This window comes from Bacillus sp. SIMBA_005 (genome assembly GCF_046535585.1).
In the GTDB taxonomy this organism is placed as follows: domain Bacteria; phylum Bacillota; class Bacilli; order Bacillales; family Bacillaceae; genus Bacillus; species Bacillus pumilus.
Genome location: NZ_JAWRWI010000008.1, coordinates 180,148 through 203,726, shown reverse-complemented (window position 1 = coordinate 203,726; position 23,579 = coordinate 180,148). Strand labels below are relative to the sequence as shown.

General features: G+C 42.5%; 15 protein-coding genes. 6 read left to right on the top strand and 9 right to left on the bottom strand.

The window, feature by feature from the left end; genetic code table 11:
* Positions 1 to 80: 80 nt before the first annotated feature.
* The 5 genes from SB660_RS15250 to gltB all read right to left on the bottom strand — a co-directional run bounded on the left by SB660_RS15250 (position 81) and on the right by gltB (position 10,175).
* Entirely contained in the window at positions 81 to 815 is a 735-nt protein-coding gene (locus tag SB660_RS15250; RefSeq protein WP_186306841.1) for a DUF421 domain-containing protein, read from the bottom strand.
* A gap of 27 nt (positions 816 to 842) precedes the next feature.
* Positions 843 to 1,166 carry a nitrite reductase small subunit NirD gene (nirD, locus tag SB660_RS15245; RefSeq protein WP_410583164.1) on the bottom strand — a complete coding sequence of 108 codons (324 nt, stop codon included), beginning with the start codon at positions 1,164 to 1,166 and terminating at the stop codon, positions 843 to 845.
* A gap of 14 nt (positions 1,167 to 1,180) precedes the next feature.
* Entirely contained in the window at positions 1,181 to 3,601 is a 2,421-nt protein-coding gene (nirB, locus tag SB660_RS15240; protein WP_410583162.1) for a nitrite reductase large subunit NirB, read from the bottom strand.
* Positions 3,602 to 4,102: 501 nt separating this feature from the next.
* Entirely contained in the window at positions 4,103 to 5,587 is a 1,485-nt protein-coding gene (gene gltD, locus SB660_RS15235; RefSeq protein ID WP_169057192.1) for a glutamate synthase small subunit, read from the bottom strand.
* Positions 5,588 to 5,603: 16 nt separating this feature from the next.
* Complete coding sequence (gene gltB / locus SB660_RS15230; protein ID WP_339162761.1) at positions 5,604 to 10,175, bottom strand: glutamate synthase large subunit; 4,572 nt, start codon at positions 10,173 to 10,175, stop codon at positions 5,604 to 5,606.
* A 153-nt stretch (positions 10,176 to 10,328) separates the two neighbouring features.
* On the opposite strand from gltB, the gene gltC reads away from it, so the two are divergent.
* The 3 genes from gltC (at position 10,329) to SB660_RS15215 (ending at position 14,885) form a co-directional block, all read left to right on the top strand.
* On the top strand, positions 10,329 to 11,231 hold the full coding sequence (gene gltC / locus SB660_RS15225) for a glutamate biosynthesis transcriptional regulator GltC (RefSeq protein WP_061408151.1): 903 nt from the start codon (positions 10,329 to 10,331) through the stop codon (positions 11,229 to 11,231).
* Positions 11,232 to 11,325: 94 nt separating this feature from the next.
* Positions 11,326 to 13,059: an ABC transporter ATP-binding protein gene (locus SB660_RS15220; protein WP_410583159.1), complete on the top strand. Its 1,734-nt coding sequence runs from the start codon at positions 11,326 to 11,328 to the stop codon at positions 13,057 to 13,059.
* A complete protein-coding gene (locus SB660_RS15215) occupies positions 13,056 to 14,885 on the top strand; it encodes an ABC transporter ATP-binding protein (protein WP_410583157.1) in 1,830 nt (609 codons plus the stop codon). The genes SB660_RS15220 and SB660_RS15215 overlap by 4 nt, the downstream gene beginning before the upstream one ends.
* 47 nt (positions 14,886 to 14,932) lie before the next feature.
* Here SB660_RS15215 and SB660_RS15210 read toward each other — a convergent pair whose 3' ends face one another.
* On the bottom strand, positions 14,933 to 15,754 hold the full coding sequence (locus SB660_RS15210) for a MerR family transcriptional regulator (RefSeq protein ID WP_410583168.1): 822 nt from the start codon (positions 15,752 to 15,754) through the stop codon (positions 14,933 to 14,935).
* 86 nt (positions 15,755 to 15,840) lie between these two features.
* Between SB660_RS15210 and SB660_RS15205 the strand changes: the two genes are divergently transcribed.
* Positions 15,841 to 16,410, top strand: coding sequence for a GNAT family N-acetyltransferase (locus tag SB660_RS15205; RefSeq protein WP_268497071.1), 570 nt, complete (start codon positions 15,841 to 15,843; stop codon positions 16,408 to 16,410).
* A gap of 58 nt (positions 16,411 to 16,468) precedes the next feature.
* On the opposite strand, the gene SB660_RS15200 is transcribed toward SB660_RS15205, so the two are convergent.
* The 3 genes from SB660_RS15200 to proC are packed head-to-tail and all read right to left on the bottom strand — an operon-like array spanning position 16,469 to position 19,699.
* Entirely contained in the window at positions 16,469 to 17,737 is a 1,269-nt protein-coding gene (locus SB660_RS15200) for a glutamate-5-semialdehyde dehydrogenase (RefSeq protein ID WP_339162771.1), read from the bottom strand.
* 18 nt (positions 17,738 to 17,755) lie between these two features.
* Entirely contained in the window at positions 17,756 to 18,874 is a 1,119-nt protein-coding gene (gene proB / locus SB660_RS15195) for a glutamate 5-kinase (protein ID WP_058014931.1), read from the bottom strand.
* A 27-nt stretch (positions 18,875 to 18,901) separates the two neighbouring features.
* The gene (gene proC, locus SB660_RS15190; RefSeq protein ID WP_410583154.1) at positions 18,902 to 19,699 is read right to left on the bottom strand and encodes a pyrroline-5-carboxylate reductase; all 798 of its coding nucleotides are present in this window, start codon (positions 19,697 to 19,699) and stop codon (positions 18,902 to 18,904) included.
* 471 nt (positions 19,700 to 20,170) lie between these two features.
* On the opposite strand from proC, the gene SB660_RS15185 reads away from it, so the two are divergent.
* Both SB660_RS15185 and SB660_RS15180 read left to right on the top strand, forming a co-directional pair.
* Positions 20,171 to 21,367, top strand: coding sequence for a cytochrome P450 (locus SB660_RS15185; protein ID WP_410583152.1), 1,197 nt, complete (start codon positions 20,171 to 20,173; stop codon positions 21,365 to 21,367).
* A 130-nt stretch (positions 21,368 to 21,497) separates the two neighbouring features.
* Positions 21,498 to 23,534, top strand: coding sequence for a molybdopterin oxidoreductase family protein (locus tag SB660_RS15180; RefSeq protein ID WP_410583150.1), 2,037 nt, complete (start codon positions 21,498 to 21,500; stop codon positions 23,532 to 23,534).
* Positions 23,535 to 23,579 lie beyond the last annotated feature (45 nt).

Below are 23,579 nucleotides of genomic sequence, written 5' to 3'. Positions count from 1 at the left end.
TTTTATTTCGGATCACAACGATCCGTTTTCAAACTTGAAGGTGTTTTTTATTTGTCTCATCTTATGGGGTCAGTCCCATGTTATGGGTGTTTTTTAGACTTTTCATATTTCATCGCATAAATCCCTTCATTTTCAATCCATTCACAAAATAGAACGTCTCGATAAGAAGAAATATGCTTCTTTTTTAATTGCTCTCTCAGCCATGTTTCATCGAAACCAGCTTCTTGTAAATCTTTTTTTAAAATTTCACCATCAATAATAAACGTTCTAGGCAATTTGACTTCTTTTCCCTTCACGTTCACATCTTCTGCGGTGGCTGTTGCGTATTTCATTTTCGGAAGAACGCTCACCGATCCATCTGTTTCCAAAATGGCATATTCAATTTCATTCAGGGCAAAATGGCCTTTCGCGCGAATTAATGTCTGCAACTGATTGAGATCAAGCATATTTTTCTTTAAACGATTGTAGTGAATTTTCCCTTGATCAATGACAAGTGTCGGTCTCCCCTCTAAAAAGGCTCGAATTCCTTTAAAGCGCTGTGAAAACCATTCAACTGTGTAGATGAGGACACCCCATACCGCAACAGCAAATAAAATGTGCTGAATTTTGACTTCTGGATCAAAAATGGCGTTTCCGACCATTTCCCCTAAAATTAGTGCAGAAATAAAATCAAACGGCGTAATTTGTGCAAATTGTGTTTTCCCTAATAATTTTGTAATTAAAAACAATGCGGAAAACCCGATAAAGAGCTCGATCAAAATACTAAGAAACGGCACGAAGATTCCTTCCTTTCTTGCTCTATTTACATACAGCATATACATGAAAGGAAGGTTCTAAACGACTTATGAGGGCAATAAAACAAAGACCTCGTTCCCCTCAACCAATGTTTCATATGTTTGAACGCATCCATGATCTGGTGCTTGAACATTCCCTGATGAAAGTTCGATTTTCCAATCATGCATTGGACAGAAGACATGATCCCCGCTGACCATTCCTTCAGCTAGTACACCGCCTTTATGAGGACAGCGATTTTCAATGGCTTTGAACTGCTGATTAGAGGTTTGAAAAACAGCTAATTCAAGAGTACCTGCTGCTACTGTTTTTCCTAGCTGCAGCGGAAAATCTGATAAGGTGCCAATGTGAACTTTTACAACTGAACCTGTCATATGATCCCATCCCTTCAATTGATTGATACAGAAGCCGTCGCTTTTTGAAATAATTGTTTCGAATCTTTTTGACTCCCGCGAAGCTCCTGCCAAGGCTCTTCATATGTTGAAAGTGCGATGTCCATTCTTTCGATCAAGGCTTCTCGTTTCTCATCATCTAGAAGTACTGATTGAATATGATCTAATCCAAGTCGTTCAACCCAAGCAGAGGTTCTTTCTAAATAATTTGCCGTTTCTCTGTAATATTGAAGATATGCAGCTGCCACTTCCTCTACTTCTTCAGCTGTACTGACCTTCATCAATAAATCGCCAGCCCGCAGGTGCGTGCCTCCATTTCCACCAGCGTACAATTCGAATCCTCCATCAATTCCCACAATGCCGAGGTCCTTAATGCCAGACTCTGCACAGTTTCTAGGGCAAGCAGAGACAGCCAATTTGACTTTATGCGGTGTCGCAAGACCTTCGAATTTCTTTTCAAGTGCAATGCCAAGAGCCATTGAGTCCTGTGTGCCGAACCGGCAAAATTGTTCTCCAACACAAGTTTTGACCGTTCTTAAAGATTTTCCATATGCATAACCAGAAGGCATATCCAGGTCTGCCCACACCTTAGGTAAATCTTCTTTTTTGACACCTAGAAGGTCAATACGCTGACCGCCAGTCATTTTCACAAGCGGTATTTCATATTTGTCGACGACATCAGCTATTTTTCTCAGGTCCTTTGCATTTGTGACGCCACCGTACATCCTCGGAACAACTGAATAAGTGCCATCTTTTTGAATATTGGCATGCAAGCGTTCATTCACAAATCTTGAGCTCCTTTCATCTTTGTACTCAAGAGGTTGAAGCATGCCTAAATAGTAGTTCAAGGCAGGTCGGCATTTTGAACAGCCCTCCTCTATCGCCCAGTCAAGTACGCTCATGACTTCCTTGATATGCTGCAAGCCCTTCTCTTTGATTTCGTGAATGACCTCATCTCGTGAAAGAGTGGTGCAGGCGCAGATGGTTTCTTTTTGAGCTGTTCGGTTCGCACTCTCGCCCAACGTGTGCCAAAGAATCTCTTCGACAACGGGTTTACAGCCTCCGCATGATCGTGAGGCACTTGTACATTGCTTGACTTCCTGAAGTGTTGTTAAGCCTTCTTTATGAATGGCTTCCACAATCTGACCCTTTGAGACCCCATTGCAGCCGCAAACGATATGGTCGTTTGACATGCTTTCAATCGTGCTTTCTTGCGCTGAATCATTTGAGGTTAGGACAGATACCTTCTCCATATCCGACATATCTACCCCTTCTCTAATGTACGAAAATAGGCGGGGCCCATCATTTGTTTCTCCAAACATGACGGCACCAACTAAACGGTTTTGCTGGAAGACTAGTTTTTGGTAAATGCCTTTTTGTTCATCAAAAATTTTGATCGCTTTTTTCTCATCGTTTTCAATAAAATCACCAGCAGAGAATACATCAACTCCTGACACTTTCAGCTGTGTTGACATCACAGAACCTTCATATGGGGCAGGATTCATGCCGCATAAATGCCCAGCAAGCACATTCGCTTGATCGTATAAAGGCGCAACAAGACCGTACGTTTGTCCTCTGTGTTCTGCACATTCTCCGACTGCATAAATGCCCGGTACACTTGTTTCCATGAAATCATTGACGATAATGCCTTGGTTCACTTCAAGACCGCTTATTTCTGCAAGCATTTTACTTGGTTTAATTCCTACAGCCATGATGACGAGGTCAGTCTCGAGTGTTGAGCCATCTGAAAATGATAATCCTTCTACTCTTGTATCTCCTAAAATCTCAGTTGTCTGTTTTCCCAATAGAAAGTTCATACCCTGTTCCTCTAATGCTTTTTGGAGAAGCTGACCTGCAGTAGGGTCTAGCTGGCGTTCCATTAAATGAGAGCAGAGGTGAATGACATTCACTTCCATGCCTAAGTTAAGTAGACCGCGTGCCGCTTCCAGTCCAAGAAGCCCGCCCCCAATGACTGCTGCTTTTTTGTACATGTGAGAGACATTGACCATTTCCTCTGTATCTTGCAATGTCCGAAAACCCGTCACACCTTTTTTATCACTTCCTGGAATCGGCAAAATAAACGGAAGTGACCCAGTTGCTAAAATCAACCGGTCATAAGGCACGGTCCGTCCTTGATCACTGGTGACTGTTTGATTTTCTGTATCGATCTTCACAATGGTTTCATTTGTAAAAAGCTGAATATGATGCGCCTTATACCATTTCCAATCATTTAGTGTAATATCTTCAATTTTCGTATCTCCTTGAAGCACCTTCGATAAAAGAATCCGGTTATAGTTGGGATGCGGTTCGCTTCCAAATACCGTCATCTCAAATCGTTCGCTGTCAATTTTTAAAATGTTTTCGAGGCTTCGAATACCAGCCATACCGTTCCCCACTAATACGAGTCTTTCTTTCATGATAAAACACCCCTCATGTGATCATTTTTAGAAAGTACCATCATTTAAACATAGATTTAAAATACATGTTTTTATTTCTCGCATACTCTGGCGGCTGTACAGGACTGTTCCCTTGGTACCTTTTTTCATGTTGTGTGACGACGGCAAATTTTACTCAACGATCATAATGTGAGCATTCATTTTTAAATCATTGTTCGTTTCATAGGTCATGCCAGAATCATCAGATTCTTCATCTTATGACGGTTCACATTTCCTCTTCTGCGGGAGAAAAAGCCGTATTTGTCTTCATATAGTTGCTAAACACAAATGATTTGCCAATCGTACTTTCTTTGGGTGATATGTTGCTACTTTAAGCGTAACGCGCACTTCTGCGTTTGTCACGGTACGTTCATCCTTTAAATATGACGAAGTAAGTAAAATTACATCTTCTGAATCATAAAAAGCCATGACCACTAGTTGGTCATGGCTTTTCTTTATATGTGTAAACACCCTTTGTTTGACCTATTTTGGCAGAACCGAACTCCCCATTAAATAACGGTCTACCTCGTGCGCCACTTGTCTGCCTTCATTAATTGCCCAGACAATCAAGCTTTGCCCGCGTCTTGCATCTCCCGCTGCAAATACGCCTTCTACATTTGTTGTATACTCCCCATACTTTGCGTCAATGCGATTGTTTTTGCTGTCCACGCCAAAGTGTTTCACGAGTGGCTGTTCAGTTCCCTCAAAACCAATTGCAATAAAGACTAGCTGAGCCGGCCATACTTTTTCTGTTCCTGGAATCTCATGAAATTCAAACTTCCCATGCTCGTTTTTCACCTTTTCCATTTGAATCGTATGAAGCTCTTTTAATTTTCCATTTTTATCTGCCACAATTTTTGTGGTTTGAATGGAATATTGACGCGGATCTTCCCCGAACTTAGCTTGTGCTTCTTCATAAGCATAATCGAGTGAAAAGACGTAAGGCTGTTCAGGCCACATGTTATCCCCTACACGTGTATCCGGAAGCTTTGGATGCTTTCCGAATTGAACAACACTTTTTGCTTTTTGGCGAAGTGCAGTTGCGACGCAGTCAGCACCTGTATCTCCTCCACCAATGACAATCACGTCTTTACCTTTTGCGTCAATAAAGTTTTTATCTTTAAATCCTGAATCAAGCATGCTTTTTGTTGCAAGTGTTAAATAATCCATTGCCAGATGAATCCCTTTTGCTTCTCTGCCTTCAATTAACAGGTCACGCTGTTTTTGTGCACCTGTACAAAGGATGACCGCATCAAACTGTTCTTTCAGTTCATCGGCAGTGACATCCACGCCGATTTCTGTGTTCGTTACAAAATCAATGCCTTCTTGTCTTAGCAGTTTGACTCTGCGCTCAACAACTTCTTTGTCCAGCTTCATGTTTGGAATGCCGTATGTCAGCAGTCCGCCAAGGCGGTCAGACCGTTCAAATACTGTAACGGCATGACCTGCTTGGTTTAATTGATCAGCACTTGCAAGTCCTGCTGGTCCTGATCCGACAATGGCGATCTTTTTCCCTGTACGGCTTGAAGGAATTCTAGGTGTAATCCAGCCATTTTCAAAGCCTTTATCAATGATCGTGCGTTCGATATTTTTAATCGAAACAGCTGGATCATTGATCGCGACTGTACATGACCCTTCACAAGGCGCTGGACATACTCTCCCAGTAAATTCAGGGAAATTGTTCGTTTTTTGTAGTCTTTCAAGCGCTTCTTTCCATCTCCCGCGATAGACAAGATCGTTCCATTCTGGAATTAAATTGTAGATCGGGCAGCCAGAAACGCCGCCTCTGATCTCCATCCCAATTTGACAAAACGGTGTTCCGCAATCCATACATCTAGCACCCTGCTGTTTTAATACCTCATCTGTATAAGGAGCTGAATATTCTTTCCAGTCATTTTGACGAGTGAGAGGGTCACGTTCATTTGGCTTTTCTCTTTTATAATCCATAAAACCTGTTGCTTTGCCCATTGTCCTCTCCCCTTTCTTAATGAGCGAGGGCTGCTTTTTGCCCGTTTGCCGTTTCTTGATTTTTCGGTTTTGTGTTTGCTTCAAATGCGAACATAACAGCTTCTTCATGACTAAGGCCCGCTTGTTTTTGTTCTTCAATACTTTGAAGCATCATTTTGTAATTTCTCGGAATGACCTTGATGAATTGATCCTTTTCTTGCGCCCAATTTTCTAAAAGTGCCGAAGCTTTTACGCTGTTTGTATAGTGAAGGTGCTCTTTAATCAGCTGTTTTACTTCTTGCTCTTCATCGTGATCTGTGAGTTTTTCAAACATGATCATTTCCATGTTGCACATTCTTTTGAACTGTTTCGCATCGGATGTATGGACGTAAGCTACGCCGCCAGACATGCCTGCACCGAAGTTTTTTCCGACGTCTCCTAAAATGACGACACGCCCGCCTGTCATGTATTCACAGCCGTGATCACCGATTCCTTCAACGACCACATGCACCCCTGAATTACGAACGGCAAAGCGTTCACCTGCACGTCCGTTAATAAAGGCTTTTCCGCTTGTCGCTCCGTAGAATGCGACGTTTCCGACAATGACGTTTTCATGTCCAATTTGTACAAAGTGATCAGAGGTTTTAACCGCAATTTTGCCTCCAGAGAGTCCTTTGCCGATATAATCATTTGAATCACCTGTTAAATAAAGAGACATGCCCTTTGGTACAAATGCGCCGAAGCTTTGTCCTGCGGAACCAGTGAACCTTAGTGTGATCGTATCCTCTGGCAAGCCTTCTTCTCCGTAGCGCTTAGACACTTCACTTCCAGTAATGGTTCCCGCCACACGATTGATATTGCGAATATTCAATGATAGATCAACCGGTGTTTGATGATTCAGCGCTTCCTGTACATAAGGGAGAATTTCATTCATATCCAGTGATTCATCAATTTTATGATTTTGCGGTGTTCTGAATGTACGAGCTCCTTCTGGCTGATAAAGCAGTGTTTCAAGGTCTAGCTGACCTGCTTTCCAGTGTGCTTTTGCTCTTTCGCTCACGGATAAAACATCCGTACGCCCAATCAATTCATCCATTGATGTAAAGCCAAGTTCAGCTAAAATCTCTCTTACTTCCTCTGCAATAAACATCATGAAGTTGACAATGTGATCAGGATTACCCATAAATTTTTTGCGAAGTTCAGGGTTTTGAGTTGCGACACCGACTGGGCAAGTATCTAAGTGGCATGCTCTCATCATGACGCACCCTAAAACAACAAGTGGAGCTGTCGCAAAGCCGTATTCTTCTGCTCCTAAAATCGCAGCCATGACAACATCGCGTCCTGTCATTAATTTGCCATCTGTCTCAAGAACGACTCGCTCTCGAAGACCGTTTAATACAAGGGTTTGATGCGCTTCTGCCAATCCAAGCTCCCAAGGAAGTCCTGTATGTTTAATACTTGTTTTCGGCGAAGCTCCTGTTCCGCCGTCATATCCACTGATTACAATGACATCCGCCGTCCCTTTTGCAACACCTGCTGCAATCGTACCAACGCCTGCTTTTGACACAAGTTTGACACTGATGCGGGCATCACGGTTGGCGTTTTTCAAATCATGGATCAGCTGCGCCAAATCCTCGATAGAATAAATATCATGATGAGGCGGTGGTGAAATCAATCCGACGCCTGGAGTAGATCCGCGTACATCGGCAACCCAAGGGTATACTTTATTACCTGGCAGCTGTCCGCCTTCTCCAGGTTTTGCTCCCTGCGCCATTTTAATTTGCAGTTCATCTGCATTGACCAAATAATGGCTCTTTACGCCAAAGCGTCCAGAAGCAATTTGTTTAATCGCACTTCTGCGATCATCGCCGTGCTCGTCAACTGTAAAGCGCGCAGGATCTTCTCCGCCTTCTCCGCTGTTACTTTTACCGCCAATTCGGTTCATGGCAATCGCAAGTGCTTCATGCGCTTCTTTACTTAAAGATCCAAATGACATAGCACCTGTCTTGAACCGGCGCACGATGGATTCAGCAGATTCAACGTCTTCCAAACGAACTGGTTTTTGTTTTGGCTGGAAAGCAAATAAATTTCGAAGGAAGCCGATTCTTTCTTCGTCCGCAGCCTTTGTATATTGCTTAAATAGATCGTAATCTTCATTGCGGCATGCCCACTGAAGCGTATGAATCGTTTTTGGATTAAAGGCATGGTGCTCACCATTTTTTCTCCACTGAAAATCACTTCCTGATTCGAGTGTTTGGTCAGTCGCTGCCTGATACCCCGCTTCATGACGGAGTTTTGCTTCATGTGCAATGGTCTCAAGGTCAATCCCGCCAAGCTGAGAAGCTGTTCCTGTGAAATACGCCTGAATGACGTCTTCACTAATGCCGACGGCTTCAAAGATTTGCGCTCCTCTGTAGCTTTGCACAGTAGAAATCCCTACTTTAGACATGACTTTGACGACACCTTCGGTTACGCTTTTACCAAACTTTGTGACTGCTTCATCAAAGCTGAAAGAGATCGCTTCTTCTGCAATCAACTGTTTGTACGTTTCATACACAAGGTAAGGATGAATGGCATCTGCTCCGTAGCCAATCAGTGCGGCAAAATGATGGACCTCTCTTACTTCTCCAGATTCAACGATCAGACTCACCTTTGTCCGTAAGCCTTGACGCACAAGATGCTGATGCAGTGCACTTAATGCAAGAAGAGGTGGAATCGGCACTTTTTCTTCCGTCATTTCACGATCGGAAAGGATTAATAAAGATACACCTTCACGGATCACTTTTTCTGCCTCTTCAAACATTGCATCCAGACCGCGTCTTAGGTCATCTGTAAAAAGTGTATGAATCGTTTTGCTTTTAAAGGCATTGTGAACAATCGTTTTCAAGCCGTTAAACTGCCCGCTTGTTAAAACAGGTGTATAAAGTTTAATTCTTCGGCATGAATATTCATTTGGATGTAAAATATCTCCCTCAGCACCTAACCAAGTCATGGTCGATGTAACGAGCTGCTCACGAATGGCATCAATTGGCGGGTTTGTCACTTGAGCAAACAGCTGTTTAAAATAAGAAAACAGCGACTGCGCACGATCTGATAACACAGCAAGCGGTGTATCACTTCCCATCGAGCCGATTGGGTCCTTTCCTTCTTCTAGTAAAGGAATTAAATATTTTTGAATGTCCTCGTACGTATAATGGAATGCGCGCTGGCGCGTCAATAAATCATCCATTATACTAGAATTTTCTGAATTTTCTTCAGAGCGATTGACGTGAACCATTTCTTCATCGAGCCATTTTTGATAAGGAAGTTCATTCGCAATCGAAGATTTCACTTCTTCGTCAGAAATAATACGTCCTTCTTCTAAATCAATTAGCAGCATTTTACCTGGCTCAAGACGATCTTTATACTTCACATCCTCTTCATTTGTGTCGATTACGCCGACCTCAGAAGAGAAAATAATATGATCATCATTTGTAACGTAGTATCTCGCAGGTCTTAGTCCGTTACGATCTAAGATGGCACCGATTTGTTTACCATCAGTAAAGGAAATGGCTGTTGGCCCATCCCACGGCTCCATAAGAGAACTATGGTATTCATAAAATGCCCGTTTCTCTTTTGACATGTGCGTATTCTCCGTCCAAGGCTCAGGAATCAGCATCATTGCTGTATGAGCAGGAGTTCGCCCTGCAAGTACGAAAAATTCAAAGGCATTGTCTAAAATGGATGAATCACTTCCGTCTGCATTCAGCACTGGCAAAATCTTGTCTAAATCGTTTCCGAAGGCTTCAGACACGAATTGTTGTTCTCTTGCTCTCATCCAATTGATGTTTCCTCTTAATGTGTTAATTTCACCGTTGTGAATCAAGTAACGGTTTGGATGAGCCCTTTCCCATGTAGGAAATGTATTTGTACTAAATCGTGAATGAACAAGTGAAAATGCAGAAACAAATGTTTCATCCTGAAGATCAAGATAAAAAGCATCGACTTGATCTGATGTTAAAAGCCCCTTGTATACAATGGTTTGACTCGACAAGCTGACAAAGTAAAATTGCTTTTCCTCTGCTGTTCCCCAGTTCTCAGCCTGCTTCCGAATGACATATAATTTTCTTTCAAATGACAGACCATCTGTGATGTTGTCGTTTGCCCCGATAAAGACTTGCCTCACAACCGGGCAGCTCTTCGCTGCGACAGTACCAATTTTCCCGGCATCAACAGGAACTGTTCTCCAGCCAATTAATGTTTGACCTTCTTGCTTAATGAATCCGTTGATTTTTTGCTCGATGGCTTGACGCGTTTTCTCGTCATCCTCTTTTGAAAAGAAGACCATCCCTACCCCGTAACGGCCCTTTTCAGGAAGTGCAAAGTCTTTGCAGCTTTTTCTAAAGAAAGCGTCTGGCAGCTGTACCATTAAGCCGGCACCATCACCTGTATACGGATCACTGCCTTGCCCGCCGCGGTGATCAAGCTGGCACAGCATTTGTAATCCCTTTTTGACGATGCTGTGTGTCGCTTCCCCTTTTAAATGAGCGTACAGTCCGATCCCACATGCATCATGTTCAAATTCAGGACGGTAGAGACCTTGTGGTTGTGGTAGTTGATTATAAGTCATCGTTTCTCTCCCCCGTTTAAAAGATCCGTTTTTTCACAGTAATAAAATCTCACAAACTCTGTAACTTATTTTAAGTTTTCAAATTAATATAAACAATATATAATTTAGATGAAAACAATCTCTTTTTGAGATAGATGGGTGTGAAGTGTAAAAATGGAGCTTCGTCAGTTGCGTTATTTTGTAGAAGTCGCAGACCGTGAACACGTGTCAGAAGCGGCTGAAAACTTACATGTTGCCCAATCTGCTATCAGCCGGCAGATTGCGAATTTAGAAGAAGAACTTGGAGTGGCCTTATTCGAACGAGAAGGACGAAATATCAAATTAACGAAGATCGGCAGACAATTTTTAGATCATGTCAGAACGGCACTAAAAGCCATTGATTATGCGAAAGAGCAAATTGATGAATATTTAGATCCGCACAAAGGAACCGTCAATATCGGCTTTCCTACTAGCCTAGCAAGCCAAGTACTGCCTTCTGTCATTTCCGCCTTTAAGCAGGAATACCCAGAGGTCGATTTTTTACTTCGTCAAGGATCCTATAAATTTCTCATTGAAGCTGTAAAAAATCGAGATATTGATCTTGCCTTTTTAGGACCTGTTCCGACAAACGATCCTCAAATTGAAGGAAATATTTTGTTTTCAGAAAGCATTTATGCTTTGCTTCCTGTCAGCCACCCCTTTAGCGGACAAAGGAGTATTCATTTAAGTGATTTAAGAAAAGATCATTTCGTGTTATTTCCGGAAGGATATGTCCTGAGACAAATTGCGGTTGATGCTTGTAAGCAGGCAGGCTATGAGCCAACCATTTCATCTGAAGGAGAAGATTTAGACGCCATTAAAGGTCTCGTATCAGCAGGTATGGGCGTTACCTTATTACCCGAAAGTGCTTTTTATGAAACCACACCTCGATTTACAGCGAAAATTCCGATCGATTTTCCGCAGGTGAGAAGAACTGTTGGAATTATTGCTTCTAAAACAAGAGAAATGTCTCCTTCTGCTCATGATTTTTATGTGTTTGTGAAGGATTTCTTTTCTAAAATTGAACAATATAAATAATTCATTAAAACAAGACATTTCATTTGTGGAAATAATCCCACTTTGTATATGATGAGTTACAGAACAACACACTATATGGAAGAAAGGTATTTGTATGAAATCAATTTTATCGTTTTTAAAGCCATATCGGCTATCCGTTGTGTCCATTGTGATCCTCACCTTTTTAAGCAGTATGCTCCAGCTGTATTTACCGACGCTTACGGCAGATATCGTCGATGTTGGGATCGTCCAAGGAGATATTGCTTATATATGGAAGGTTGGCGGCTGGATGGTGGCTTGTTCTTTACTTGCCATCTTGCTCACGATCTGGAAGTCTTACTTGTCCTCAAAGACTGCACTTGGCTTCGGGCGTGATATGAGAAGACAATTATTTGTGCATGTTGAACAATTTTCACTAGAAGAATTTCAAAAGATCGGAACGTCTTCCTTTATTACAAGATCGACAAATGACGTGAAACAAGTCCAAGATGTTACGATCATGATTTTACAAATGATGACGAGAGCCCCGCTCATGCTTGTGGGCGGAATTATTTTGGCTGTATCCCGCGATGCTGTCCTGTCTCTCATCTTTTTAGCAGCCCTTCCCCTTCTTGGCGGATTTATCTATTTAGTATCGAGGAAAGCCATTCCGCTCTTTGGCCAGCTTCAGAAAAAAACAGACCGGCTGAATTTAATTATGCGAGAATCTCTTTCAGGCATCCGGGTCATTCGTGCTTTTAACCGTGTAGATGATGAAAAGGAACGTTTTCAAGAAGCCAACACATCCTACAAGGATACCGGTCTTAGAGTCAACCGTTTAATGGCTTACTTGTTTCCATTTATGCTCATCATCATGAACTTCACAAATATCGGCATTGTCTGGCTTGGTGCAAACCGAATTGATGCCGGAGAGATGGAAGTTGGGAATCTTATTGCCTTTATCCAATATGCGATGATGATTTTGATGGCACTTATTATGCTGTCAATGAGTTTCATTATGGTCCCAAGAGCACAAGCATCAGCTAAACGCATGAACGAAGTGTTAAACATGGAACCGAAAATTCAAGACAATGTAGGAACGGTTACTGACCTTCGTGCGCCCGCACAATCCATTCGCTTTGAGGATGTGTCATTTTATTACTCAAATGCGGAAAAGCCGGCGGTTCAAGACATTACGTTTGAAGCCAAAACCGGTGAAACGACAGCTATTATCGGAAGTACAGGATCAGGGAAAACCACCCTTCTCCAGCTAATGACGCGCTTTTACGAAGCAACAGAAGGCCGGATTACACTAGATGGTGTAGACATTAGAGAGCTGCCTCAGAAGAAACTAAGAAGCCAGATGGGCTATGTTTCTCAAAAAGCGGTTTTATTTAGTGGAACCATTGCCGATAATGTGCGCTTTGGCAGGCAGGATGCAAGCGATGAAGACGTCTGGCAGGCGCTGCGCACGGCGCAGGCAGAAGAATTTGTTTTACAAAAAGATGGCGGCATCGATGCGGAAATTGACCAGGGTGGATCGAATCTATCTGGTGGTCAAAAGCAGCGTCTCTCTATTGCAAGAGCGCTAGTGAGAAAGCCGTCATTCTATCTGTTTGACGATAGTTTCTCAGCACTTGATTATAAAACAGATGCAAAGCTTCGGGCTTCTTTAGAAGCCGAAAAAGCACATGCCGCTCTAATCATTGTGGCGCAAAGAATCAGCACAGTGAAGCATAGTGATAAAATCATCGTACTAGATGAAGGAAAAATTGCTGGTATCGGAACACATGAACAATTACTGAAGGACAATCTTGTCTATCAAGAAATTGTTGCATCACAGGAAGGTCAGGAGGTGGAGCGAGGATGAGTAAGAAAATGTCTTCCGGCATGGGCCATAAAGGTGGCCACCCTAGAGGGCCTGTCGCAAAACCAAAGGAATTTAAGAAAACACTGCTTCGTTTGATTGGTTATTTGAAACCGAGAAAATTTCAGCTGATCCTTGTTTTCATTGCAGCAGTCGGTTCAACCGTTTTTAACGTCATTAGTCCAAAGCTGCTAGGGGATGCCACCTCTTCCCTATTTGACAGCTTTACTCAAGGAACAGCCGTTCAATTTGATGTCATTTCACGTATTTTATTATTGCTTGTCCTTTTATATGTCGTTGCCTCTCTCTTTTCATTTGTCCAGCAATATGTGATGGCGGGTGTCTCCCAACAGACCATTGCTGAATTACGGCAAGAAGCAAATGACAAGCTCACACGTCTCCCCCTTCGGTATTTTGATAAAACAACCCATGGGGACACGCTGAGCCGTGTGATGAATGATATTGATAATATTAATACTTCGCTTCAGCAGGCACTCACCCAAGTGATTACATCTGTTATCACGGTCATTGGGATTGTTGTCATGATGCTCTTGATTAGTCCGCTGCTGACATTGCTTGTTTGTTTAACACTGCCGCTCAGCCTGTTTGCCATTCGCGGCATTACGTCATTTTCTCAAAAACATTTTAAAGCGCAGCAAAAAGAGTTAGGAATGATCAATGGACATATTAATGAAATGTTCACAGGGCATCAAACGGTGCGTGCATATGGCTACGAAAAGAAAGCGATTGATACATTTGATCAATTAAACGAACAGCTGTATGAATCATCAAGAAAAGCGCAGTTCATATCCGGATTAATGATGCCATTGATGACGTTTATCGGGAACCTAGGTTATGTGGCAGTCAGTGTAGCCGGCGGTATTCTTGTGATTAACGGGAATATTCGTGTCGGGGATGTGCAGGCATTTATCCAATACACGCAGCAAATGTCTCAGCCGCTCGTGCAAGCTTCAAGCGTCGCCAACTTGGTTCAATCAGCGATTGCTTCTGCTGAAAGGGTGTTTGAAATCCTGGATGAGGAAGAAGAAAGTGCCGAGGAAGATGCAGCAATTAACCTTGAATCACTTTCAGGCAATGTGAGCTTTGAACAAGTTCATTTTGGATATGAAAAAGACCATCCGATTATTAAAGATTTGAGTTTAGATGTCAAAGAAGGACAAACGGTTGCGATTGTTGGGCCAACAGGCGCTGGAAAAACAACCATCATCAATCTTTTAATGCGTTTCTATGAATTAGATCAAGGCTCTATCCGCATCGGCAGCGTCAAAACAACTGATCTCAGCCGTCAGCAAGTACGCGACTTATTTGCGATGGTTCTTCAGGATACGTGGCTTTTTGAAGGGACGATTCACGACAATATTGCCTATGGCAGGCAGAACGTCTCAAAAGAGGATGTCATCAAAGCCGCCAAACATGCTTATGCTGACGACTTCATCCGCACGCTTCCAGACGGATATGACACACTCTTAACAGAAGATGCCGGCAATCTGTCCCAAGGTCAGCGCCAGCTGTTAACCATCGCCCGTGCGATTTTATCTGATCCAAAGATCTTAATACTAGATGAAGCGACGAGCAGTGTGGATACACGGACAGAGATGCACATTCAAAAGGCGATGAATGAGTTGATGAAAGGCAGAACGAGCTTCGTTATTGCACACAGACTGTCGACGATCAAAGATGCCGACCTTATTCTAGTCATGAAAGATGGCACCATCATTGAAAAAGGAACGCACAGCGAACTCTTAAAACAAAATGGGTTCTATGCAGACTTATATATGAGCCAATTTACGGAGAATCAAGTCGGTTAAAGATAAAAAAGGATAGACTCGCATCCATGCGGTCTATCCTTTTTTGGTTACTCTAAACGCTTTTTCACTTTTACACTGAGTTTCGTTATATACTCTGCTTCATCTTTAGACATGAGTGAATGAAGCAAATACTCCTCAAATACATCTCCATCCAGCATCATGTCCTCTTTTTCAATTTCATCTAACAAGCGCGAATAAGCAGATTCAATCACTTCATATGATCCTTGATCATACATCACCGCATAAATGCCCGCAGGTTTTTTAACTGCTTCCGGCGCTTCCATTCGGCAAAACAACTGATCTGACTGATGATATTGACGCTGAAGGAACTGCTCCTTTTTTAAGACAGCTCCATTTGCCGCAGCCCCTTTTATGCCAATTTCCTTTAGAAAATGTCCAACAATACGAGATATTTCTTCTACGGATGTATTCATGTCAATCGGGTTTGACACGCTTAATACAACTGGTTCTTCTGGGAGCTCTTGAAACAGCACCTCTCCTATTTTTACAGATGATAGTTCCTGCGTCGTCTCCATGACCCGCATAAGAAAAGACTGGATATCTTGAAGTTTTTCAATCTCTTGTTTGACCTTGTCTATTTGTTCAGCTGCTAGGCGTTGGAGCCTTTCGCGAGAAGGCTCAGTGAAATATTGTTTTAACTCTTTTATCGGAAATTGCACAGCTCGAAGGGATTGAATCGCTATAAAATGATCAAATTGCTCAAGGGTATAGTAACGGTACCCATTTTCATGAACACCAGCTGGCTTAAATAAACCAATTTTATCGTAATAAAACAAAGTATCTTTCTTTACATCAAATAACTTGGCAAATTCTCCAGTGAAAAAAGTTTTTTGCACATCATTCATCATCATTAAGGCTCCCCTCTTGACTATGGAGTTACTCCACCCTTTATGATAACATGCAGAACACCACTACGCTTGGAAAGGATATAAACATGAACAACATCATTCAACATGAAGTGACATTAGAACTTGCCAAAAAAGAGGACTTCCCTTTTATGAAAATTGAGCTACAGAAAGCTTTTACAGCTGGCGTGATCGACGCATTTGGCGATGCGCATGATGGACCGATTCCTCCAGATGATGTGATTGATGCATCTTTTCATTCGAATGAACACATTGTTTATCATATGATGCTAAATGGCGAAAAGGCAGGCGGCGTTGTCATTAAAATCAACCAAGAGACCCACCACAACTCAGTTGACTTATTATACATCTCTTCATCCTCACACGGAAAAGGCATTGGTCAGGCTGCATGGAAAGCCATCGAGGCGAAATATCCAGAAACGATTGTTTGGGAGGTTGTGACCCCGTATTTTGAAAAACGCAACATTCATTTCTATGTCAATAAATGCGGCTTTCAAATTGTGGAGTTTTATCATATGAAACATCCAGATCCAAACGCACCTCATGAAACTGACCAAAAAAATGAGCCTACAGCACCTGAGGAATTTGAATTTTTTAAGTTTGAGAAAGTGATGAAGAAAACCTGTTCCAGCCAATAAATATCTGCATCAAAAAAACACTACCCCCATGAAAAAGGTAGTGTTTTTTGAATCTCATCTAGCTTCTAATCTGACCGTCACCAGAAAGAAGCAGCTTCGTTGTTGTGAGTGCTGAAAGTCCCATTGGTCCTCTGGCGTGCAGTTTTTGTGTAGAGATGCCAATTTCAGCCCCATATCCAAGTGCACCTCCATCTGTAAAGCGAGTAGATGCGTTATGATAAACCGCCGCCGCATCGACTTCGTTTAAAAACGTGAGTGCCTGCTTTTCATCCTCTGTCACGATGGCTTCTGAATGTTTTGTACCGTACTTTTCAATATGGTGGATCGCTTCGTCGATTGAATCAACTACCTTTACGGCAAGGTCAAGACTTAAATACTCATCTGTCCAGTCCACTTCCTCAGCAGGAATGGCGTTTGAAAAATGAGACAGTGCAGCCTCATCGCCATGAACGGTGACATGGTGCTCCTGCAGGGCTTCATTCAATGATGCCGCATTCTCTTTCAGCCAATCGCGATGGATGATCAGCGTTTCAAGCGCATTACATACAGCTGGACGATTCGTTTTTGCATTGATGACGATCTCAATGGCTTTTTTCACATTGGCTGTTTGATCAATAAAGACATGACAGTTTCCTGTTCCTGTTTCAAGGACGGGAATCGTAGATTGTTCAACCACTGTTTTGATTAAAGAAGCTCCGCCTCGCGGAATTAAGACATCAATCCATTCTTTTAGATGAAGCATCGCTTGAACCGATGAACGATCTGTTTGTTCAATCAATTGCACTGCATCACGCGGAATCTTTGTTTGATCCAACGCTTCATGAATAACACTCACAATGGCTTTGTTGGAAGAAATAGCGGAGGAACCGCCTTTTAAAATCACTGCGTTACCTGCCTTAAGGGCAAGCCCTGCTGCATCGACAGTGACGTTCGGTCTCGCTTCATAGATCATCCCGATCACGCCGAGCGGTACTCTTCGGCTTTTCACATGCAAGCCGTTTTCAAGAGTCCATTCATCCAATATTTCTCCAACAGGATCTGTTAATCTCGTCACAAGCCGCAAGCTTTCGGCAAACTCATGAATTCTTTCTTCATTTAACATTAAACGATCCAAGAGTGCCTCTGAGAAGCCCTTTTCCTTCCCAGCATCTATATCTTTTTGATTCTCTTGTAAGATGAAGGTGCTATTTTGTTCTAACGCTTCTGCTAGTTTAAGCAGAGCCTCGTTTTTATCCTCTGTATGAAGTAAACCTAGTTTTTTTGAAACGTGCTTTGCTTTTTTCGCTTTTTCTTTGACCGATGTGACAACTTCAGCTGTCAGTGTCATGAAATTCCTCCCTTTTTGTTAACAAACGGGTATCGATAAATCTAAATGACAAACAAAAGCTTCAAGATCGACGACATGAACCACTTCATCCTGTAACGAGTCACTGCCTTGTGCAAGTTCATCAGATGGATAATTCACAATACCAAGCCCGATTTCTCTACCATCTTGATCTAAAATACGGACGACATCGCCTTTTTTAAACGAACCCTTTACATTGACAATGCCATCGGAATCAAGGCATTTCTCCCGGTGCATGAGGTGTTCCTGTGATTTCTTTTGAATAACGATCTCGCCTTTTGGTCCAGAATGAAAGGCAATCCACTGCTTCTTGTAATTCAGCGGTGCTAAATTCTCATCAGCGGTAAAATAAGTGCCGTCCTCTGTTCCATTGATTGCTTTGTCTAAAATGTGAGGCGTATCTGCTTTTCCTAAAAAGCCATTAATGCCAGCGGCCATTGAAATTTTAAACGCATCGAGCTTTGATTTCATTCCACCTGTGCCCACACTGCTGCCTGCATCTCCAGCTGCTGCTTCGATGTCTTCTGTGATGTCTGTGACTTCAAGAATTCTCTTCGCATTCGGATTTGTATGCGGGTTCTCTTCATACAAGCCATCAATATCAGATAAAATGGCAAGGAAATCCGCATCAATGAGTCCAGCTACTTTTGCAGACAATGTATCGTTATCTCCGAACTTCAAGCGATTAATCGTCACTGTATCATTTTCATTAATAATCGGAATGATGCCTCGATCTAATAACACATTCATCGTGTTGCGCACATTTTGATAGCGCGTTTCATCTGAAAAATCACTTCTTGTGATTAAAAGCTGTGAGGCAATATAACCGTGTGATAAAAATAAAGTAGAATATGATTCCATTAAAAGCCCTTGCCCGATTGAGGCAGATGCCTGTTTTTCCGGCAGTGTTTTAGGTCTATCGATAAAACCTAGTTTTCGGTAACCAGCTGCAACCGCACCGGATGAAACCAAAATGACTTCGTGTCCTTCATCTTTGAGTTTCACAATTTGATTGACGAGGTTTTCTAGTTTTTTTAAACTAATCTCCCCTTGAAAGCTAGTAAGAGAGCTGCTTCCAATTTTCACAACAATTCGTTTTCTCTCTTTATCTGCGTACACCTTATCACTCCTGTACCTGAGCTCTATTTATATAGATACTTTTTGTTTTTGCTGTTTGCTGATCTCTTTTGATCGATCGGCAGCATGTTTGACGGCTTGCTTGATTGCTTCTCCTCCGCCAAAATCATCTAATGCATTCAGACCTGCCGCTGTTGTTCCATTTGGTGACGTAATTTTCTCTCTTAGAGTAGAAGGATCTTCCTCTGTTTCTTGCAGCATTTTCGCAGCACCGAGAAGTGTCTGCGCGCCAATTTGGCGAGACAATTCCTTAGATAAACCTGCTTCTTCTCCTGCTTCTTCGATTCTTTCCATTAAGAAATAAAAATAGGCTGGTCCGCTTCCGGCAATGCCAGTGAAAATATCCATCTGTTCTTCCTGAATGGTATACACTTCGCCCATTTCAGATAAAAGCGCCTGACTCATGCTGATATGGGCGTCTTTCACATAACGTCCAGCACATAAAGCGGTCGCTGAAGCCCCGATTGTACTTGATGTATTCGGCATGATCCTCATCACGGGCTGCCCTTCATGCAGCATATCTTCAATATAAGATTGCTTCACACCTGCAAGGACAGACAAGATCAGCTGGTCACTCTGAATATGAGGTTTTAACGATTCAAGTGCTGTTTCAGCATCCTTTGGCTTCATGGCCAGAATCAACATATCCATTTCTTCAAAAGGAAAAGAATCCATTGTGGCTGTTTGTATTCCGTAACGTGTCGTTAGTTCATTCAATCGAAGTTGATTTTGTCTGTTTGTTGCGTAAATTTGGCCTAGCGGCATTTGTCCTGATCGCACAATCCCTGCAATCATTCCTTCCGCCATAGAACCTGCTCCAATGAAAGCAACTTTCTTTTGATCAATGATATTGATCCTCTCCCTCGTTCGCTTTTTGTTCGTGTTTTTCGCACGTTAGTTATCGTAACATGATGAGAAATCGTGTCAAGAAAGAGCCAGCGCTTTCCAAAAGTCCCGAATACGCGTTCAACCGCTTGCTGTATGTATACTGACTGCGCTTTTGCAAAACAACAATTTAGATCTAAAGAACTATATGTATTTGCATCATAGTACCCTTTCGTTCGACTGAATTCCCCATTTTATTTTTGGTTTCGGTGACTTCAATTCTAATTTATAGAAAACGCTATCATTTCTAATGGATTCCTATTTTCCTATAAGACGAATGTGCTTGAATCTTTCGATTAGACTATTGACATATTTTAGAAAACATGTCCGTTGAAATGATATTTTACGGGTGATACCGTGAAAGGGAAACCAAGTGAAAAAGGAGCGTTCATAATGAAAGTGAAAGAAAACTATATCAATGTCATTCCAATGAAAGAAATCCGTTCGACCGATGACCTTCTTTTCCCGTTCCCTATTTACAATGAGCTACGTGCCGAGAGTGATATTAGATATGATGAAACAAGAAAGTGCTGGGATCTCTTTCGATATGCGGATATCCAGTCTGTTCTGAAGCAGCCAAAAGTGTTCTCATCACAGCGAGGAAGAAGCACGACAAAAACGAGTATTTTAACAATGGACCCGCCAAAACATACAAAAATGAGAGCACTCGTGAATAAAGCATTCACGCCAAAAGCGATCAAACAATTAGAAGATAACATTAAAGACTTGACACATGACCTGCTGCAACAAGTGAAAGATCAGCGTACGTTTGATATCGTGGAAGATCTAGCAGCTCCCCTGCCTGTCATGATCATTGCTGAGCTTCTTGGCGCAGAGATAAAGGATAGAGCGTTCATTAAGAAACATTCTGATGCCCTAGTAGCAGGTGCAAAGGATGAATCAAAAGAAGCCATTCAAGCAGTCGTCGATATGCAGAAACGCGCAGAGGAAGAGCTGTCCGCTTATTTTGCACACTTAATCCAAAAACGAAAAGAAGCCCCTGCTGATGACCTGATCTCACTTCTTATTCAAGCAGACATCGATGGTGAGCGTTTAACCGAGAATGAACTACTTGGTTTTTGTATTCTATTACTAGTTGCTGGTAATGAGACAACGACCAATTTGATTACAAATGCAGTAAGACTGCTGACAGAGCAGCCGCATATCGCCGAAGCAGTACGGCAAGACCCCTCTCTTATTCCTCAATTGACCGAAGAAACGTTACGCTATTACCCGCCTGTTCAAGCCATTGGGCGAATCGCGGCCGAGGATGTTGAGATTGCAGGCTCAAAAATTAAAAAAGGAGACTATCTCATTAACTGGGTCGCTTCAGCAAATCGCGATGAACAGAAATTTGACGATCCAGATACGTTCCGTCTTGACCGAAAATCAAACCCGCATATGAGCTTTGGCTTTGGCATTCATTTTTGTCTCGGTGCACCGCTTGCCCGCCTTGAAAGCAACATTGCACTTGAGGTTTTACTCCAGACGTATCAGGATATCACCTGCGCGGCAGATCAGCTAAACCCTATTCAAAGCACTTTTGTTTTTGGGGTAAAAGAATTTCCTGTACAGATCACCCGTTTTTAAAAGTCCCTCTTGAGGGGCTTTTTTTCATTTTCTTCAATTCATCATCTCTTTCTTACCTTCCATCTCCGAACATGCTAAAATAAAGTCCATATAAAGAGATAACGGATTTCAGAAAAGGAGCCAAAAATTCATGACCGATTTTACAGCAATGAAAGACGGAATATTCAAATCAGTTTGTTCGTTAGATTGCCCGGATCAGTGCGGTCTTTTGATACATAAAGAAAATGGAAAGATCGTAAAAGTGCAGGGAGATCCAGACCACCCCGTCACCCAAGGCAATATATGTAACAAAGTGCGGAATGTCACAGCCCGATTATATGATGAAAAGCGGCTGACCACTCCTTTGAAGCGTGTTGGCCGCAAAGGCGATGGACAATTTGCTCCGATTACATGGGAAGAAGCCATTGAAACCATTCGGCAAAAATGGACAAAGCTCATTGAAGAAAAAGGTCCAGAAAGTATTCTGCCTTACAGCTTCTATGGGAATATGGGCAATCTGAATGCAGAAGGCATGGACCGCCGCTTTTTCTATCGTCTTGGTTCAAGTCAGTTAGACAGGACCATCTGTCAGTCAGCAGGAACGACCGGCTATAAATATACAATGGGTGCAAGCATCGGGACCGACCCAGAAGACACCATTCATACGAAACTATTTATCTTTTGGGGGATCAATGCTGTGTCAACCAATATGCATCAAATCACCCTCGCGCAAAAAGCCCGAAAGCAAGGAGCAAAGATTGTTGTGATTGATGTTCACAAAAACCAAACCGGACGGATGGCAGATTGGTTCATTCCGCTTCGACCTGGTACTGACAGTGCCCTTGCCCTTGGCATCATGCATGTTCTTTTTAAAGAAGAATTGACAGATGAAGCCTTTTTAGAAACTTATACAACCGGTCATAAGGAGCTGCGTGAGCATGTGAAGCAGTATGATCCAGACACTGTTGAGGGGATCACCGGGGTTTCAAAAAAGGACATCGTGACACTCGCAAGAATGTACGCAGAGACATCGCCATCTCTTATTCGTATTGGCAATGGTTTGCAGCACCATGATAATGGCGGGATGAGTATTCGTACCATTTCCTGCCTCCCTGCCCTGACTGGCCAGTGGCTCTACAAGGGAGGCGGTGCGATGAAATCAAACTCTTCTTTTCTGAGCTATAATGAAACAGCTCTTCAGCGGCCGGATTTATTAAAGGAACGCACGCCAAGATCATTTAATATGAATCAGCTAGGCAGTGTGCTGACGAATGCAGCGCCTTCCATTGATTCACTCTTTGTTTACTCGTCAAACCCAGCTGTTGTCGCGCCTGAAGCAAATAAAGTAAGAGAAGGTTTGCTGAGAGAGGATTTATTTACAGTCGTTCACGACCTATTTCTAACAGAGACAGCTAAGTATGCAGACATTGTCCTGCCGGCCACATCCGCCTTTGAAAATGAGGATTTCTATACATCATACTGGCACCATTATATTCAAATTCAAGAGCCAGTAATTGAACGCTATGGAGAAAGCAAATCCAATACAGAAGTGTTCCGCTTGTTAGCCCATGCGATGGGCTTTGAAGATGCAGCCTTCCGCGAGACAGATGCGGAACTCATGGAACAAGCCCTTCATCATCCAGAAAATCCGCATTATGAGGACATTTCATACGAAGCATTAAAAGAAAAGAAATGGATTAAAGCAAAAAGAGGACCTTTCCAAGACTTAAAGCTCTCTACCCCAAGCGGGAAAATTGAGCTTTATTCGGAACAAATGAAAAAAGACGGGTATCCAGCGCTTCCAACCTATGTGCCGCTCTATCAAGAAAGCGAATATCCACTTACCTTCATACCGGGACCGAATCATAATTTTCTTAATTCGACCTTCTCACTTCATGAAAAGCATCGAAAGCTCGAGAAGTTTCCTAAGCTTCACATGAATGAAGAGGATGCAAAGGCAAGAGAGATTGAAGATGGTGACATGGTGCGTGTGCTGAATGACCGAGGAGAATGCGAGCTCGCCGTGTCAGTTGGTCACAATGTATTACCTGGTGTTGTGGTCAGTCAAGGATTATGGGCAGATCAAAAAGGCAAAAAACAGCTAGTCAATAGACTAACACCTGATCGGCTGGCAGATATGGGCGGCGGCGCGACGTTCTTTTCTGGCAGAGTTGAAGTTGAAAAATGATGATAGACAGAAGAAAAGCCAGCAAAAAAAACTGCTGGCTTTTTT